This is a genomic window from Tsukamurella ocularis (assembly GCF_024807615.1).
Classification (GTDB): Bacteria; Actinomycetota; Actinomycetes; order Mycobacteriales; family Mycobacteriaceae; genus Tsukamurella; species Tsukamurella ocularis.
The window spans coordinates 300595-314551 of the sequence record NZ_JANUCJ010000004.1 but is presented as its reverse complement, the minus strand read 5'-3'; the positions used below and the strand labels follow the sequence as shown (position 1 = coordinate 314551).

The 13957-nt window shown below is 70.3% G+C and carries 12 protein-coding genes; 6 read left to right on the top strand and 6 right to left on the bottom strand.

Annotation, left to right across the window (positions count from 1 at the left end; genetic code table 11):
• The first annotated feature begins 30 nt into the window (after positions 1 to 30).
• A complete protein-coding gene (ilvD, locus tag HNP44_RS17910) occupies positions 31 to 1875 on the top strand; it encodes a dihydroxy-acid dehydratase (protein ID WP_259142635.1) in 1845 nt (614 codons plus the stop codon).
• Between the two features lie 65 nt (positions 1876 to 1940).
• On the opposite strand, the gene HNP44_RS17905 is transcribed toward ilvD, so the two are convergent.
• Positions 1941 to 3095, bottom strand: coding sequence for a DoxX family protein (locus HNP44_RS17905; protein WP_259142633.1), 1155 nt, complete (start codon positions 3093 to 3095; stop codon positions 1941 to 1943).
• Between the two features lie 77 nt (positions 3096 to 3172).
• Here HNP44_RS17905 and HNP44_RS17900 point away from each other — a divergent pair, with 77 nt between their 5' ends.
• Positions 3173 to 4312, top strand: a complete 1140-nt coding sequence (locus tag HNP44_RS17900; protein ID WP_259172187.1) for a PQQ-dependent sugar dehydrogenase — start codon at positions 3173 to 3175, stop codon at positions 4310 to 4312.
• Positions 4313 to 4444: 132 nt separating this feature from the next.
• Positions 4445 to 5668, top strand: a complete 1224-nt coding sequence (locus HNP44_RS17895; protein ID WP_259142631.1) for a GGDEF domain-containing protein — start codon at positions 4445 to 4447, stop codon at positions 5666 to 5668.
• On the opposite strand, the gene gatB is transcribed toward HNP44_RS17895, so the two are convergent.
• The 5 genes from gatB to HNP44_RS17870 form a co-directional block, all read right to left on the bottom strand.
• Positions 5645 to 7156, bottom strand: a complete 1512-nt coding sequence (gatB, locus tag HNP44_RS17890) for an Asp-tRNA(Asn)/Glu-tRNA(Gln) amidotransferase subunit GatB (RefSeq protein ID WP_259142630.1) — start codon at positions 7154 to 7156, stop codon at positions 5645 to 5647. The genes HNP44_RS17895 and gatB overlap by 24 nt on opposite strands.
• 23 nt (positions 7157 to 7179) lie before the next feature.
• A complete protein-coding gene (locus HNP44_RS17885; RefSeq protein ID WP_259142629.1) occupies positions 7180 to 8409 on the bottom strand; it encodes a hypothetical protein in 1230 nt (409 codons plus the stop codon).
• A 69-nt stretch (positions 8410 to 8478) separates the two neighbouring features.
• Positions 8479 to 9510: an ATP-dependent 6-phosphofructokinase gene (locus HNP44_RS17880; protein WP_259142959.1), complete on the bottom strand. Its 1032-nt coding sequence runs from the start codon at positions 9508 to 9510 to the stop codon at positions 8479 to 8481.
• Between the two features lie 59 nt (positions 9511 to 9569).
• Positions 9570 to 10226, bottom strand: coding sequence for a response regulator (locus HNP44_RS17875; RefSeq protein WP_224652092.1), 657 nt, complete (start codon positions 10224 to 10226; stop codon positions 9570 to 9572).
• 9 nt (positions 10227 to 10235) lie between these two features.
• Positions 10236 to 11510 (bottom strand): sensor histidine kinase, encoded by a 1275-nt coding sequence (locus HNP44_RS17870; RefSeq protein ID WP_259142628.1) that lies wholly within the window; start codon positions 11508 to 11510, stop codon positions 10236 to 10238.
• Between the two features lie 112 nt (positions 11511 to 11622).
• Between HNP44_RS17870 and HNP44_RS17865 the strand changes: the two genes are divergently transcribed.
• From HNP44_RS17865 to HNP44_RS17855, 3 genes are read left to right on the top strand one after another with little or no spacing between them, the layout of a single operon-like run.
• Positions 11623 to 12186 carry a hypothetical protein gene (locus tag HNP44_RS17865; RefSeq protein WP_259142627.1) on the top strand — a complete coding sequence of 188 codons (564 nt, stop codon included), beginning with the start codon at positions 11623 to 11625 and terminating at the stop codon, positions 12184 to 12186.
• Positions 12183 to 13379: an alpha/beta-hydrolase family protein gene (locus HNP44_RS17860; RefSeq protein WP_259142625.1), complete on the top strand. Its 1197-nt coding sequence runs from the start codon at positions 12183 to 12185 to the stop codon at positions 13377 to 13379. The genes HNP44_RS17865 and HNP44_RS17860 overlap by 4 nt, the downstream gene beginning before the upstream one ends.
• 33 nt (positions 13380 to 13412) lie before the next feature.
• A complete protein-coding gene (locus HNP44_RS17855; protein ID WP_259142623.1) occupies positions 13413 to 13892 on the top strand; it encodes an RrF2 family transcriptional regulator in 480 nt (159 codons plus the stop codon).
• Positions 13893 to 13957 lie beyond the last annotated feature (65 nt).

Genomic DNA, 13957 nt, shown 5'->3' with positions numbered 1-13957 from the left:
CACGATACGAAGATCCGAGGCGAGAAGCACATGCCACCGCTCCGCTCACGCACCACGACCGTCGGCCGAGAAGCCGCCGGAGCCCGCGCGCTCTGGCGCGCCACGGGAATGACCGACGACGATTTCGGCAAGCCGATCATCGCGATCGCCAACTCCTACACGCAGTTCGTGCCCGGTCACGTGCATCTGAAGAACGTCGGGGAGATCGTCGCGGAGGCGGTCGTCGCGGCGGGTGGCGTCGCGAAGGAGTTCCACACGATCGCGGTGGACGACGGGATCGCCATGGGTCACGGCGGCATGCTCTACTCGCTGCCGAGCCGGGAGATCATCGCGGACTCGGTCGAGTACATGGTGAACGCGCACACGGCCGACGCGTTGGTCTGCATCTCGAACTGCGACAAGATCACCCCCGGCATGCTCAACGCCGCGATGCGCCTGAACATCCCCACCGTGTTCGTCTCCGGCGGCCCCATGGAAGCCGGGACGTCGGTCGTCATCAACGGCGTCGTCCGTCCCGGCACCGACCTCATCGACGCGATCGTCGCATCCGCCGACAGCAATGTGAACGACCAGGAGCTGCTCGAGGTCGAGCGCTCCGCCTGCCCGACGTGCGGCTCGTGTTCGGGCATGTTCACCGCCAACTCGATGAACTGCCTCACCGAGGCCCTCGGCCTCTCGCTACCCGGCAACGGATCGACCCTCGCCACGCAGACCGCGCGCCGCGACCTGTTCACCCGTGCGGGCGGGCTGGTCGTCGACATCGCGAAGCACTACTACCAGAACGACGACGAGTCGGTGCTCCCCCGCAACATCGCGACCCGCGAGGCCTTCGAGAACGCGATGGCGCTCGACGTCGCGATGGGCGGATCGACGAACACCGTCCTACACATCCTGGCGGCGGCGCAGGAGGGCGAGATCACCTTCGACCTCCACGACATCGACCGCATCTCGCGCAGCGTGCCGTGCCTGGCGAAGGTGGCGCCCAATTCGCCGAAGTACTACATGGAGCACGTCCACCGGGCCGGCGGCATTCCCGCCATCCTCGGCGAGCTCAACCGCGCCGGCCTGCTGAACCGGAACGTCCGGCCGGTCCACGCACCCTCGCTCGAGGCCTACCTCGCCGACTGGGACATCCGTGGCGGCACCGCCACCGACGCGGCGATCGAGCTGTTCCACGCCGCTCCCGGCGGGGTCCGGACCACCGAGCCCTTCTCCACGTCGAACCGGTGGGAATCGCTGGACACCGATGCAGCGGACGGCTGCATCCGAGACAAGGAGCACGCCTACACGGTCGAGGGCGGCCTGTGCGTGCTGCGCGGCAACATCGCGCAGAACGGCGCCATCCTCAAGACCGCCGGCGTCGACGAGGACCTGTGGCACTTCCAGGGCCCGGCGCGCGTCGTCGAGAGCCAAGAGGACGCCGTCCACGCGATCCTGTCGAAGGAACTGCAGGCCGGCGAGGTCCTCGTGATCCGCTACGAGGGCCCCGCGGGCGGGCCGGGCATGCAGGAGATGCTGCACCCGACCGCCTTCATGAAGGGCACCGGCATGGGCAAGAAGTGCGGCCTGGTGACCGATGGTCGGTTCTCGGGTGGTTCGTCGGGCCTGGTCATCGGCCACGCGTCGCCGGAGGCGGCCGCCGGAGGCGACATCGGGCTCGTCGAGAACGGCGACGAGATCCTCATCGACGTCCACTCGCGCACCCTGAAGGTCCTCGTCGATGACGACGAGCTCGCGCGTCGTCGCGCAAAGATGGACGCCTCGGAGCGCCCGTGGCAGCCCAAGGATCGGCAGCGCACCGTCACCACGGCGCTGCGCGCCTACGCCGCCCTGGCCACCTCCGCCGACAAGGGCGCGGTCCGGTACGTGCCGTAGACACGCTGCAACGACGAACGCCCGGCGCTCCCTCACGGGAGGCCGGGCGTTCGTCGTCTCTGCGACTACTGCTTGACCAGCGGGTTCGCACCGTTGAGCAGGATCCACACGGTGATCGCAGCGGCGACCGCGATGATCAGCCACACAACCGAGCCGATGTGCGGGCGTCGCGCCCAGCCCCGGTTGAAGTCCAGCGAGAGCTTCCCCGGGCCGGTGAGGATGATCGCCACCGATGCGAACAGAAGCAGCAGCTCGAACTCGACGCCCTTGTCCTGGGCGAAGAAGACGAAGCCGTTGCCCGCGGTGGTCAGCTTGAACAGAATCGCCGACAGCATCACGCCCACCGCGCCCGCGGCGGCGATCGGGGTCAGCAGGCCGAGGATCAGCATCGCGCCGCCGCCCAGCTCGACGACGCCGGTGGCGATGGAGATCACCTTGGTGAACCGCTCGAAGCCCAGCGACGGGTCGTTGCCGTTCTGCAGGTAGGCGGCGAAACCGTCGATGCCGGGGCCGCCCCAGATGCCGAAGAGCTTCTGAATGCCGTGCGCGACCAGGATGACGCCGACGGCCACGCGCAGCACCAGCAGACCGAGGTCGGTGGTACCGCGGCGCGCGGCCTTGCGCGCCTCCTCCAACTCGGCGGGGACGTCGGCGACGGGCTTGCCGAACCGTCGGCCCGGCGGCGGCGCGATCTGCTCGGTAGCGGCGGCCTCGAGCGGGATGCCCTCCGCCTCGGCGCGGGCCTGCGCGGCGCGCTCACGGCCCCGTCGGCGGTTGTAACGCTTGCCGAACTCGTCCCGCTCGTCGCTCGAGAGGTCGGCGCGTTCGGTCGCGGCGTCCGGGGTCCCGGAGGTGGAGATCGCGGCGGTGGCCGCGTTCGCGGCGGCGATCGCGGCCGCGAGGTCGCTGGTGTCCGGCACGGAGGTGGTGGGCTCGTCGCCGCCCAACGGTGCCGAGGCCGCCGCTGCGGTAGGCGCGCTCACCGCGGCGGCCGGGGCCTCCGCGGGCTCGGAGGCGGGCGCCGTGCCAGCCGGCTCGTCGCGGTAGCGCGGCAGCACCGGCCCGATGCCCGTGTCCGAATCGTCGTGGGGGTCCAGGATGAACCCGCCCGTGGGGTGCTTCTCACCGAACCGGGGCAGCTCGCCCGTCGGCCGGAAGTCGAAAGGGGATTCGCCCGCACCCTCGCTGGTCGCGTTCTCGGTTCCGTCCTTGTCACTCACGGAATCCACCCTAGAGTGCGAACGCGCCGCGGGGCGGGAGCGAACCGCGGCCGGGGCCCGATCGGTAGGGTGGCGGCATGAGTGTGGGGACCGGACGCGCGCTATCCGGCGCGCGGCGCGCCGTCGTGGTCGCGACGGCCGCGGCGCTGCTGGCGGGGTGCGCCGACTTCTCCGGCAGCGAGGCCGCGCCCTTCACCGGCCCGCCGACGGGCCAGGTCACGACGAAGCGCCCGTCGACGCCGAGCCAGAAGCCGAAGTTTCCCGGGCCGTGCGTCGATATGGATCGGGCGGTCACAGCCACCTGCCTCGACGCACCGTCCACCATCATTCCCACTGATACGGCTGAACACTCGATCGTGGCCCAGCGGAACGGCATCGTGACGTACACGACGACGGATCAGCCGAGCCGCGAGATGCTCCGATTGGAGGTGGACACCTCCGGCGACGGTGGCCTGGCGTCGATCGCGTTGTCGCCCACGTACGACGAAGATCGACTCATCTACGCGCTCATTTCGACGCCGACAGACAACCGCATCGTCCGCATCACCCAGGGCGATGTCCCGAAGGTCATCTTCAGCGGCATCCCCAAGGGGCGTACGGGCAATATGGGATCACTCTTGTGGACGCGTCAAGGACTGGTGGTGGCGGCGGGCAACGCCGGCGATCCAGCCGCGGCGGCGGATCCGAACTCACTCGCCGGGAAGGTCTTCCTTCTCGAAGGCCACGGACCGAACCAGCCCGCGACGGCGCGCATACTCGCCAACAACGGCGGAGCCCGCTCCTCCCTCTGCCAACAGTGGGGCGAATCCGATGCGCCGCTGTACGTCGCGGATGACAACGGTCGGTCCGGCGACACCCTGCGCGTGGTGTATCCGACGCGCCCGGCCGAAACCGTCTGGACCTGGGCGGACCGCCCTGGGGCTCTCGGCTGCGGAGTGTCCGGTGACTGGATCGGCGTTTCGCAGCGAGGCGCGGACAACGTCTACTGGGTCAAAGTCAAGCCCGGATCTGCGACCGCCGAGCAGGATCCCGTCCGCATGCGCGTCGAACAGGGGCGCACCTTCGGATCGTTCGGCCGGATCGGAGGAGGCTCCGACCCCAAGACCGTTCTCGCCGGTACCGTCAACAAGGCGGCGGGCGCTCCCTCGCCCACGGACGACCGGTTGGTCCTGCTGGCACCTCCGGACCCGGCTTCGACCGGCGAGGGACCCGACTAACCCCTGCGAATGCCAGCGGCGATTCGACCGCCGCCGACGACTGAGATCCTAAACACCACGACCGTCCGGTAACGAAACCCTCCGTTCCGCGATCAACCATCGACATTGATGGATCGGCCGCAGGAGCACAAGGTGAAGACAACGCCTTCCCGCAGGGAACGCATCGCCGCCGGTAACCTCGTCTCGTGGTTTGCCTACGTCGGCGGGACCTGGTGGCACGGCGGCCCCGACTACGACGATCGGATCGACTACTTCGCCGGCCGCAGCCTGCTTCGAGGCTTCCGCGTGGTGGTCGGTGTGTGCGCCGCGCTCCTCGGATCCATCTCCGCGGCGCTCCTGTTCACCGACGAGACGCGGAGCTTCGCAGTCGCCCCGGCGTTGCCCACGGTGATCCAGGTGGCCGGCGCAGCCATGGGTCTCTTCTGGGCCGTGCGATGGCAGCTCGGCGCAGTGCCGAGCGAGCGCGCCGCCGTGGCCTTCGTCCTCAGTTCGACGGTGTCGATCGCCGCGGTCTGCTGGACAGACGCCGAGACCATGGCAGGCATCGCCGGGCTCAGCGCGATCGTCCTCGTCGCCGTGTTCACGGCCTTCATGCTCTCGCCCTGGCACTTCGTCGCCCACTCCGCGCTATCCATCGCGACGATCGCACTGTTCGTTCCTCCGATCGTCGCCGAATACGGGGTGACGATGGCCGCCGTCAAGGCGGTGATGCTTGCGGTCGTCGCGATCGGCGTACCCGCATGCGTGCAGATCGGGATCGCCTTCCTTTCTCAGGACGCAGCGGATTCGGACACCGACCCGCTCACGAGCGCTCTCAATCGGCGAGGCTTTCGCCGGGCGAGCCGGCGGATCGTCGCCGCGCACGCGCCCGACCGCGGCGACGTTCCCGTGGCTGTGATGCTGATCGACGTTGACGAGTTCAAAGTAGTGAATGATGAACTGGGTCACCACACGGGTGACGCCGTGCTCGTCCGCGTGGCCGACGTCCTGCGCGCGGTATCCGACAAAGCGGTCGTCGCTCGGATCGGCGGCGACGAGTTCGCCGTCGCCGTGGTCGGCGGCTCACCGCAGGACCACCGCGCATCTGCGGAGATCTACCGTCGGGCGATCGAGGCGATCCCCGTGGCCGGGGGCACCGTGGTGACCGCGAGCATAGGCGTCGCTACCGCGATGGTGCCGTTCCACGTCCACGACGCCGTCGACGTGCTGCTCGCCGCGGCGGACGAGGCGATGTACGCGGCGAAGCGAGCGGCCGATGCGGACGTCGTCGTCAGCGAGGTCGGTGTGATCTCCGACAGCGTGACCGTCGGCGGAACCTGCCGGGGTGCGACGTCACTCGCAGGCGGCGAGGACTAGCTCCCGGACGCGGGCCGCATCGGCCTGGCCGCGCGTGGCCTTCATGACGTCGCCGACGATCTTGCCCGCGGCCTGGACCTTGCCGGCCTTGATCTTGTCGACGATGTCGGGGTTGGCGGCGAGCGCCTCGTCGACGGCCTTCTGCAGCGCACCGTCGTCGCGGACCACCTCCAGGCCGCGGGCGGCGACGACTTCGTCGGGCTCGCCCTCGCCGTCGAGTACGCCTACGATGACCTGCTGCGCCAGCTTGCTCGTGAGCTTGCCCTCGTCGACGAGGGCGATCACGCGGGCCACCTGCGCGGGCGAGATCGCCAGCGCCTCGAGCTCGACGTCACGGGTGTTGGCCTGCTGCGGCAGGAAGCTGCCCCACCAGGACCGTGCCGCGTCGGGGGTGGCCCCGGCGTCGACGGTGGCGATGATCTTGTCGATGGCGCCGAGGTTGACCAGGTCGCGCATGACCTCGTCGGACAGGCCCCAGTCGGATTGGATCCGGGCGCGGCGCAGCCACGGCAGCTCGGGGATCGTCGCGCGCAACTCCTCGACGAGCTCCGCCGGCGGCGCGACGGGGCCGAGGTCCGGGTCGGGGAAGTACCGGTAGTCGTCAGCGGTCTCCTTGGGCCGGCCGGAGGTGGTCGTGCCGTCACCCTCCTGGAAGTGCCGGGTCTCGAGGACCACTTCGCCGCCACCGTCGAGAACCGCTGCCTGGCGCCGCATCTCGTAGCGCACGGCGACCTCGACCGAGCGCAGCGAGTTGACGTTCTTGGTCTCGGTGCGGGTGCCGAACTCCGTGGCGCCGACCGGCTTGAGCGAGACGTTCGAATCGCAGCGCATGGAGCCCTGATCCATGCGGACGTCGGAGACGTCGAGCGAGGCGAGCAGATCGCGCAGCGCGGTCACGTAGGCGCGGGCGATCTCGGGCGCCCGCTCCCCCGCGCCCTCGATGGGGCGCGAGACGATCTCCACCAGCGGCACACCGGCCCGGTTGAAGTCGAGCAGGGAGTGCGAGGCGCCGTGGATACGGCCGGTCGCGGACCCGATGTGCGTCGACTTGCCCGTGTCCTCCTCCATGTGCGCGCGCTCGATCTCCACGCGCCAGACGGTGCCGTCCTCGAGGGGGACGTCGAGGTGGCCGTCGTAGGCGATCGGGTCCTCGTACTGGCTGATCTGGTAGTTCTTCGGCTGGTCCGGGTAGAAGTAGTTCTTCCGCGCGAACACCGAGCTCGGACGAATGGAGCAGTTCAGGGCGAGGCCGATCCGGATGGCCGAGCGCACCGCCTCGCGATTGACGACGGGCAGCGCGCCCGGCATGCCGAGGCACGTGGGGCACACCTGGGTGTTCGGCTCGGCGCCGAACTCGGTGCGGCAGCCGCAGAACATCTTGGTGGCCGTGCCGAGCTCGACGTGGACCTCCATGCCCATGACGGGCTCGTAGCGGGCGACGACGTCCGCGTACTCGGGAAGATCGATATCGGCAAGCTCGGCACTCATGCCCCCAGCCTAATGGGCGCCGGTCAGCGGACCGAGACGGCCACCGCGTCGGCGGTCACGGTGATCGTGCCCGAGACGAAGCCCGAGTCGGATCCCGTGATCGGTGCGCCGTCGCGCCCAGTCGCGGTGAACGTCCACGGCCGGTTGTCCCGGAAGGAGACCTGGCCGTCGCGGACGGTGTCACCGAGCTCGATCTCCTGGACGCTCGGTGCGGTCCACGTGTACGTCCCGTTCTCGCCGGAGAAGTCCGACTGCGGGCAACCCGAGGGGAAGCGGTCCTTGGAGGCGGCGCAGGCCGAGTACTTCGCCGCGATCTGCTGGCGGGCGGAGGTCTTCGCGGCGTCGCTCAGGCCGAAGGCGATGCTGAACGTGCTGCCCGCGCTGTAGCGCGACAGTCCGTCGACCGGTGCCTGCCCCTTCTTGTCGCCGACGCTGATCTTCTCCAGCTGCGGCACCAGGTTCTTGTTGGCGGAGCCGAGGTCGAGTGCGCCGGGGAAGACGTAGACGACGCCCGACGCGGGCAGCGGCTTACCGAGAATGGTGATGTTCTTCTTGTCGGAGTCGTACGACGAGTACGGCTTGAGCTGCACTGCCGCGGTCTGCAGTTTCCACTCGTCGCCCACCTTCTCGAGGTTCAGGTTCTCGTCGTAAGAGACCTCGCCAATCGTCACCGTCAGATGCGCTGAGCCCATGAATCCGTCTGTCTCGCTGACGATCTTGAGGTCCTTGATCGGTGCCAGTCCGGTTTGCTTGCGCAGGACCTCGTCGGTGAGCAGCTCGGTGGACGCCGGGGCCTCCTTGCCGTAGCTCAGGGCCTTCTTGGCGTCGCCGGCCTGCAGGGCGGCGAAGTAGGCCTTGATGGTGGCGCCGGGCGAGCCGGTGTCGCCCCCGCCGCCGACGCTCTTGACGATGGCGATGCCCGCGATCAACACGATGACCAGGGCGATGGCGCCGCCACCGATCAACGCCGGAATCAGCCAGGCCGGGCGCTGCTTCTTGGGGCCGCCGGGCGCTCCGGGTGCTCCGGGTGCCGGCGGGAACGGGGGGACGCCACCCTGCTGACCGGGGGCAGGGAAGCCCTGCACCGCCGGGTACTGGGGATACGACGGTGCATCGCCCTGGTGCGGGTACGCCGGCACGCCGCCGATCGGGGGCTCGGGCTGCCAGGTGGGGCGCAGCTGTGTCTGCTCGTTCGGGTCGGACGGATCCGGGCCCGGGTAGCCGCCCGGGTTCGAGGGAGGATTCGGGTTCATACGGGGAATCATGGACTACGGCCCTTAAGGATCGCTTCAGGGTGGCTAATCCGGTGGACGGTCGTCGGTTCAGCCGAAGAATTCGGCGGCGTCGTCGTAGCGGTCGCGGGGGACGCGTTTGAGTTGTTTGACGGCTTCGGCGAGGGGGACGAGGGTGATTTGGGTGCCGTGGAGGGAGACCATTTGTCCGGTGGTGCCGGCGTGGGCGGCGTGGGCGGCGTTGACGCCGTAGCGGGTGGCGAGGACGCGGTCGGCGGGGGTGGGTGTGCCGCCGCGTTGGACGTGGCCGAGGACGGTGGTGCGGACTTCTTTGTTGATGCGTTTTTCGATTTCGATGCCGAGTTGGTGGGCGACGCCGGTGAAGCGTTCGTGGCCGAATTCGTCGGTGCCGCCGAGGCGTAGTTCCATGGTGTTTTCGGCGGGTTTGGCGCCTTCGGCGACGACGACGATGAAGCTGGCGTGGCCGCGTTGGAAGCGGCGTTTGATCATGGTGCAGAGTTCTTCGACGTCGAAGGGGACTTCGGGGATGAGGACGGCGTGGGCGCCGGAGGCGATGCCGGAGTTGAGGGCGATCCAGCCGGCGTGGCGGCCCATGACTTCGACGAGCATGACGCGTTGGTGTGATTCTGCGGTGGAGTGGAGGCGGTCGATGGCGTCGGTGGCGATGGTCAGGGCGGTGTCGAAGCCGAAGGTGACGTCGGTGCAGTCGATGTCGTTGTCGATGGTCTTGGGGACGCCGATGACGGGGACGCCTTCGTCGGCGAGCCAGGAGGCGGCGGTGAGGGTGCCTTCGCCTCCGATGGGGATGAGGACGTCGATGCCGTTGTCGTCGAGGGTGGCTTTGATGCGGTCGAGGCCGGCTTTGAGGATGTCGGGGTGGGTGCGGGCGGTGCCGAGTATGGTGCCGCCTTTGGTCAATAACCGGTCGTTGCGGTCGTCGTTGGATAGGTGGATGCGGCGGTCTTCGAGGAGGCCGCGCCAGCCGTCTTGGAATCCGACGACGGCGGATCCGTAGCGGGAGTCGCTGGTGCGGACCACCGCGCGGATCACCGCGTTCAGGCCGGGGCAGTCACCACCACCGGTCAACACTCCGATGCGCAGGCTCATGGCATCGATCTTGCCGCCTCACCCCGAACCTGTCATGACATCTCACGAGGAGTTCACCCGGGCGTGACGACGCCGGTCTCGTAGGCGTAGACCACGGCCTGCGCGCGGTCGCGCAGGCCGAGCTTCTGCAGGACCTTGCTGACGTGCGTCTTCACGGTCTGATCGGAGACGAACAGGGCCGCGGCGATCTCGGCGTTGGACCGCCCAGCGGCGACGGCCTCGAGCACCTCGCGCTCGCGGGGTGTGAGCGTCGCGAGCTCGGGCGGCGCGGTTCGCCGGTGCGCCCGGGCCGCGGTGACCTCGGCGATCATGCGCCGGGTGACCGACGGGGCGAGCAGCGACTGTCCCTCGTGCACCACCCGGACAGCGCGGACCAGCTCCTCCGCCGGTGCGTCCTTGAGCATGAACCCCGACGCCCCGACGCGCAGTGCCTCATAGACGTAGTCGTCGATGTCGAAGGTCGTGAGCATGAGCACCCGCACGCCGTCATGGCGGCGCAGGATCTCGGCGGCGGCCTGTAACCCGTTCATCTCGGGCATGCGGACGTCCATGAGCACCACGTCGGGCAGCAGCCGTGCGACCTCCGCCACCGCGGCCTTGCCGTCGGGGGCGTCCCCGATCACGGAGATGTCCGGCTGCGCGCCCAACAGGGCGCCGAAGCCCTGCCGGACCATGGCCTGATCGTCGGCGATGAACACGGTGATGGGCACGCACCCAGCCTAGGCGGTGGCACCGTCGGGGCGCGCCGGGAACGACGCGCGGACCGCGAACCCGCCACCCGCCGTCGGCGTGGCCGACAGGGAGCCGCCGACGGTGCGGGCCCGCTCGGTCATGCCGGGGATGCCCTGGCCCAGACCGGGTCCGCCGAGATCGGCGTCGGAGGTCCGCGGGCCGTTCTCGATGCTCAGGTTGAGGGTTCCGGTGTCGAGCGTGAGCGCGACGGTGATCGCGGCGCCCTGCGCGTGCCGGGTGGCGTTCGCGATCGACTCCTGCACGATGCGGTAGGCGACGAGGGCCGTGCTCTCGCCTATCGCCGACGGATCGGGCAGCGGCAGGTATTCGACGACGACCCCGGCCGCGCGGGCACCGTCGATGAGCTCGTCGACCCCACCGAGGCCTGGAGCTGGGGCGAGATCGGCGGAGGCGTCGTCAAGACGGAGCACGCCGAGCAGGGCGCGGACCTCGTTGAGAGCCTCGCGGGCGGAAACGGCGATCCCGTCGAACTCCGCCCGGGCGCGCTCGGAGACGTCGGGCACGCGGTACTGCGCGGTCTGGGCCTGCACCACCACGAGCGACATTCGGTGCGCAACGATGTCGTGCAGGTCGCGGGCGATGCGGGTGCGTTCCTCGAGGATGGCGCGGCGGCCGCGCTCGAGCTCGCTCACCTCGGTCTGCTCCTCGAGCCGCGACCGAGACTGCAGTGCCAGCCGCAGCAACAGGATCACCACGAGCGAGACCATGATCCCGGCCACCCAGCCGCCGCCCGTGCCGGCCTGCGCGTTCACGAAGAACAGCATGGCGGTGGCCGCGGCCACCGCTATCGCGTCGAGCGGCGTGGCGCGCAGGAAGACGATCCAGCTGGTCACCAGCAGTGCGATGATGAGCGAGACCTGCCAGTTCCACTGCCAGTCCTGCTTCTGGTCGAACCAGAGCATCGGGAACACGAGCGCGGTTCCGGCCACGATCCCCCAGGCGGCGCGCGGATGCGCCCAGGCGACGGCGATCGGCAGCACTGACAGCCCGCTGATGATGGGCAAGAGCGCCGCGGGGACGGTGAACTGCTCGTTCAACGTGGGCCAGGCGACGGCCCACATGATCAGCGCGACGATCAGGAACAGCCAGTTGACCTTGCGCCGCAGGAAGTTCCCGAGCGGGGTGTCGTGCAGCGAGCCGTTCGGGTCCGCGATGTGCAACGCGCTCTGCTGATCCAGGTAGCGGCTGGCGCGCACCGTGGCGCGTCCGATCCGCTCGATCCTCTTCGTGGTCGTCCTCATGAAAGGAAACGCTAGGTGCACCGCGCGCTCGGCGTCCTCATACTTCCGGGTGATATCGAACCCCTCGCGCAGCCGATCCGCGCGTCCGTTCGGCGTTCCTAGCGTCGCTGTCATGAACCGCCGCATGCTCGCCACCGCAGCCGTCCTCGCCGTCCCCCTCTCGTTCGGGATCTCCCTCCCCGCCGCTGCGGGCGACACCGCCGAGCGCGAGGACGCCGCGACCGCTGTGGCCGTCCGCGCGATCACCGATCCCGCGCTGGACCCCGCCGACCAAGTACGCACGGTGCCCCGCACGCTGGGATACGCGGCGGCCGCCGGGCCGGGATACGCGGTGAACCCGCACGGCGACTGCTCGTCGGTGGTCCGCCTGCCGGCCGACTTCGACGCGCCGTGCAAGGCGCACGACCTCGGCTACGACCTGCTGCGGCACGCCGACGCCGCCGGGCGCCCGCTGGGTGGCTGGGCGCGGCGCCGGATCGACGACACCTTCGCCGACCGGCTCGCCGCCGCCTGCGCCGCGCGCCCCATCGCCCAGCGCCGCCACTGCACCGAGATCGCCGGGCTGACGGTGATGGCGGTGCGCGCCAATACCTGGCGCCAGCACGACGGTCCGCCGCGCGCCGAGTCCGCGGGCGAGCTCGTCACCAGCTGGCTCACGGGCGGGGAACGGCTGTGATCGCGCCGCCGCGCATCCGCGGCGGGGTGCTCACGGGCTACGCGGTCGGCGTGGCGTGCGCGCTGTTCCCGAACCAGTTGCCGCGCACCGTCGTCGTGCAGATCGTGGTGTGCCTGCTGTTCGGCGCAATCGGGGCGTTGGTCGGCTGGGCGATCGTCAGGCGGCGCGCGGTGTCCGACGGTGGCGGCCGGGTCGCGCTGTACCTCGGGTCGGCTGCGCTGGTCGGATGGGTGCTGTGGCAGAACCACCTCAGGGCTGCCGCCGGCGCGGATCCGGTGGGGCCGATGGCCTTCGCCGCGCTCGCGTTCGCGGTGGCGGCCGCACCGCTGGCGATAGCTGCACTGTGGCCCGTCCGGGCGCGGGCCGCCGCGGGCGCCCTTGCGGCGGTCACCGTCGTCGCTGGGATCGCCTGGCCCGCGACCGCGACGTCCGCGGAGACCGCGTCGTACGCCGAGCGTTTCGTGAGGATCGAGTCGTCGTCGCAGGGCGTACGGGCGTACGCCTCGCTCGCCGACGGCGCCTCCCCCGCCGCCCGCGCCGCGGTGGCGGTGGACCGGCTCATCGCCGCGGGCGGCCTCGCTCGTCGGGCCGTGGTGATCGCGGTACCGACCGGGTCCGGATGGGTGGACCCGCATTTCGTGCGGGGTGTCGAGGAGGCGCTGCACGGCGACAGCGCAATCCTCGCGGTGCAGTACACGGAGATGCCGAGCTGGCAGTCCTTCGTCCTGCACCGCAACGCCGCCGCCGCGAATACGGCGGCCCTGATCGACGAGCTGCACCGGCGGGCACCGTCGACCCCGGTCCGGGTGTACGGGCAGAGCCTCGGGACCGTGGGCGTCCTCGCCGCACAGCGGCGGGCGGCGGAGCTCCACGCACCGATCGCGGCGACGCTGCAGGTGGGCACGCCGGCGGGCGTGGCGATCACGGGCCCCGCGCAGCTCAACGCTTCCGATCCGGTGGGCGTCTGGTCCTCACGGCTGCTGGTCGCGCCGCCGGAGCGGGCCGCGTCCGGGTCCGGCCGCGCCACACCGCGCCCGCCGTGGCTGCCCGTGCTCTCGTTCGTCCAGGCCACCGTCGACCTGCTGGGCGCCACAGCCCCGCCGCCCGGGCTGGGGCACCGCTACGACGAGCGCCAAGGCTCGGCGCTGGTCGCCGACCTCGTCGCGCGGGAGGGCTTGCCCGCCGCGGCTTAACCGGATACTTTGTATCCAGGTTAAGGAGTCGGTATGCGAATGAACGAAGGCGTCGAGTGGGCGGCACACGCGTGCGTGCTGCTGCACTGGCTCGACGAGGGCGGCATCACCCCCGTCCCCGCCTCGCGGCTCGCCGAATCCTACGACCTGCCCGCCGCCTACCTCGGCAAGCAGCTGCAGGCCCTGGCGCGCAACGGGATCACCGAGTCCCTCCCCGGCCGTCGGGGCGGCATCCGGCTGGCCCGACCCGCGTCCGAGATCACCCTGATGGACGTCGTCGCGGCCATCGAGGGGGGCACGTCGGCCTTCGCCTGCACCGAGATCCGGCAGCGCGGCATGAACGAGGGCAAACCGCGCAGCGAGTTCTCGCAGCCGTGCGGCATCGCCCACGCCATGCGCGGCGCGGAGTTGGCCTGGCGCCGCGAGCTGGCCGCCACCTCCATCGCCGACCTGTCGGACGCAACGCCGCGGCGGGTCGCCGACGCGGCCCGCCGCCACTTCGGCGGCGCCTGAAGTCCGCTCCACACCCCCAGAGACCCCAGGGCCCAAAACCTGGACATTGAATATCCATTTATTGA

Coding starts and splice junctions, on each gene's coding strand:
- ilvD (WP_259142635.1), top strand. CDS start 31: ATGCCACCGCTCCGCTCACGCACCACGACCGTCGGCCGAGAAGCCGCC.
- HNP44_RS17870 (WP_259142628.1), bottom strand. CDS start 11,510: ATGAGGACGACCACGAAGAGGATCGAGCGGATCGGACGCGCCACGGTG.
- HNP44_RS17885 (WP_259142629.1), bottom strand. CDS start 8,409: ATGAACCCGAATCCTCCCTCGAACCCGGGCGGCTACCCGGGCCCGGAT.
- HNP44_RS17855 (WP_259142623.1), top strand. CDS start 13,413: ATGCGAATGAACGAAGGCGTCGAGTGGGCGGCACACGCGTGCGTGCTG.
- HNP44_RS17900 (WP_259172187.1), top strand. CDS start 3,173: ATGAGTGTGGGGACCGGACGCGCGCTATCCGGCGCGCGGCGCGCCGTC.
- HNP44_RS17865 (WP_259142627.1), top strand. CDS start 11,623: ATGAACCGCCGCATGCTCGCCACCGCAGCCGTCCTCGCCGTCCCCCTC.
- gatB (WP_259142630.1), bottom strand. CDS start 7,156: ATGAGTGCCGAGCTTGCCGATATCGATCTTCCCGAGTACGCGGACGTC.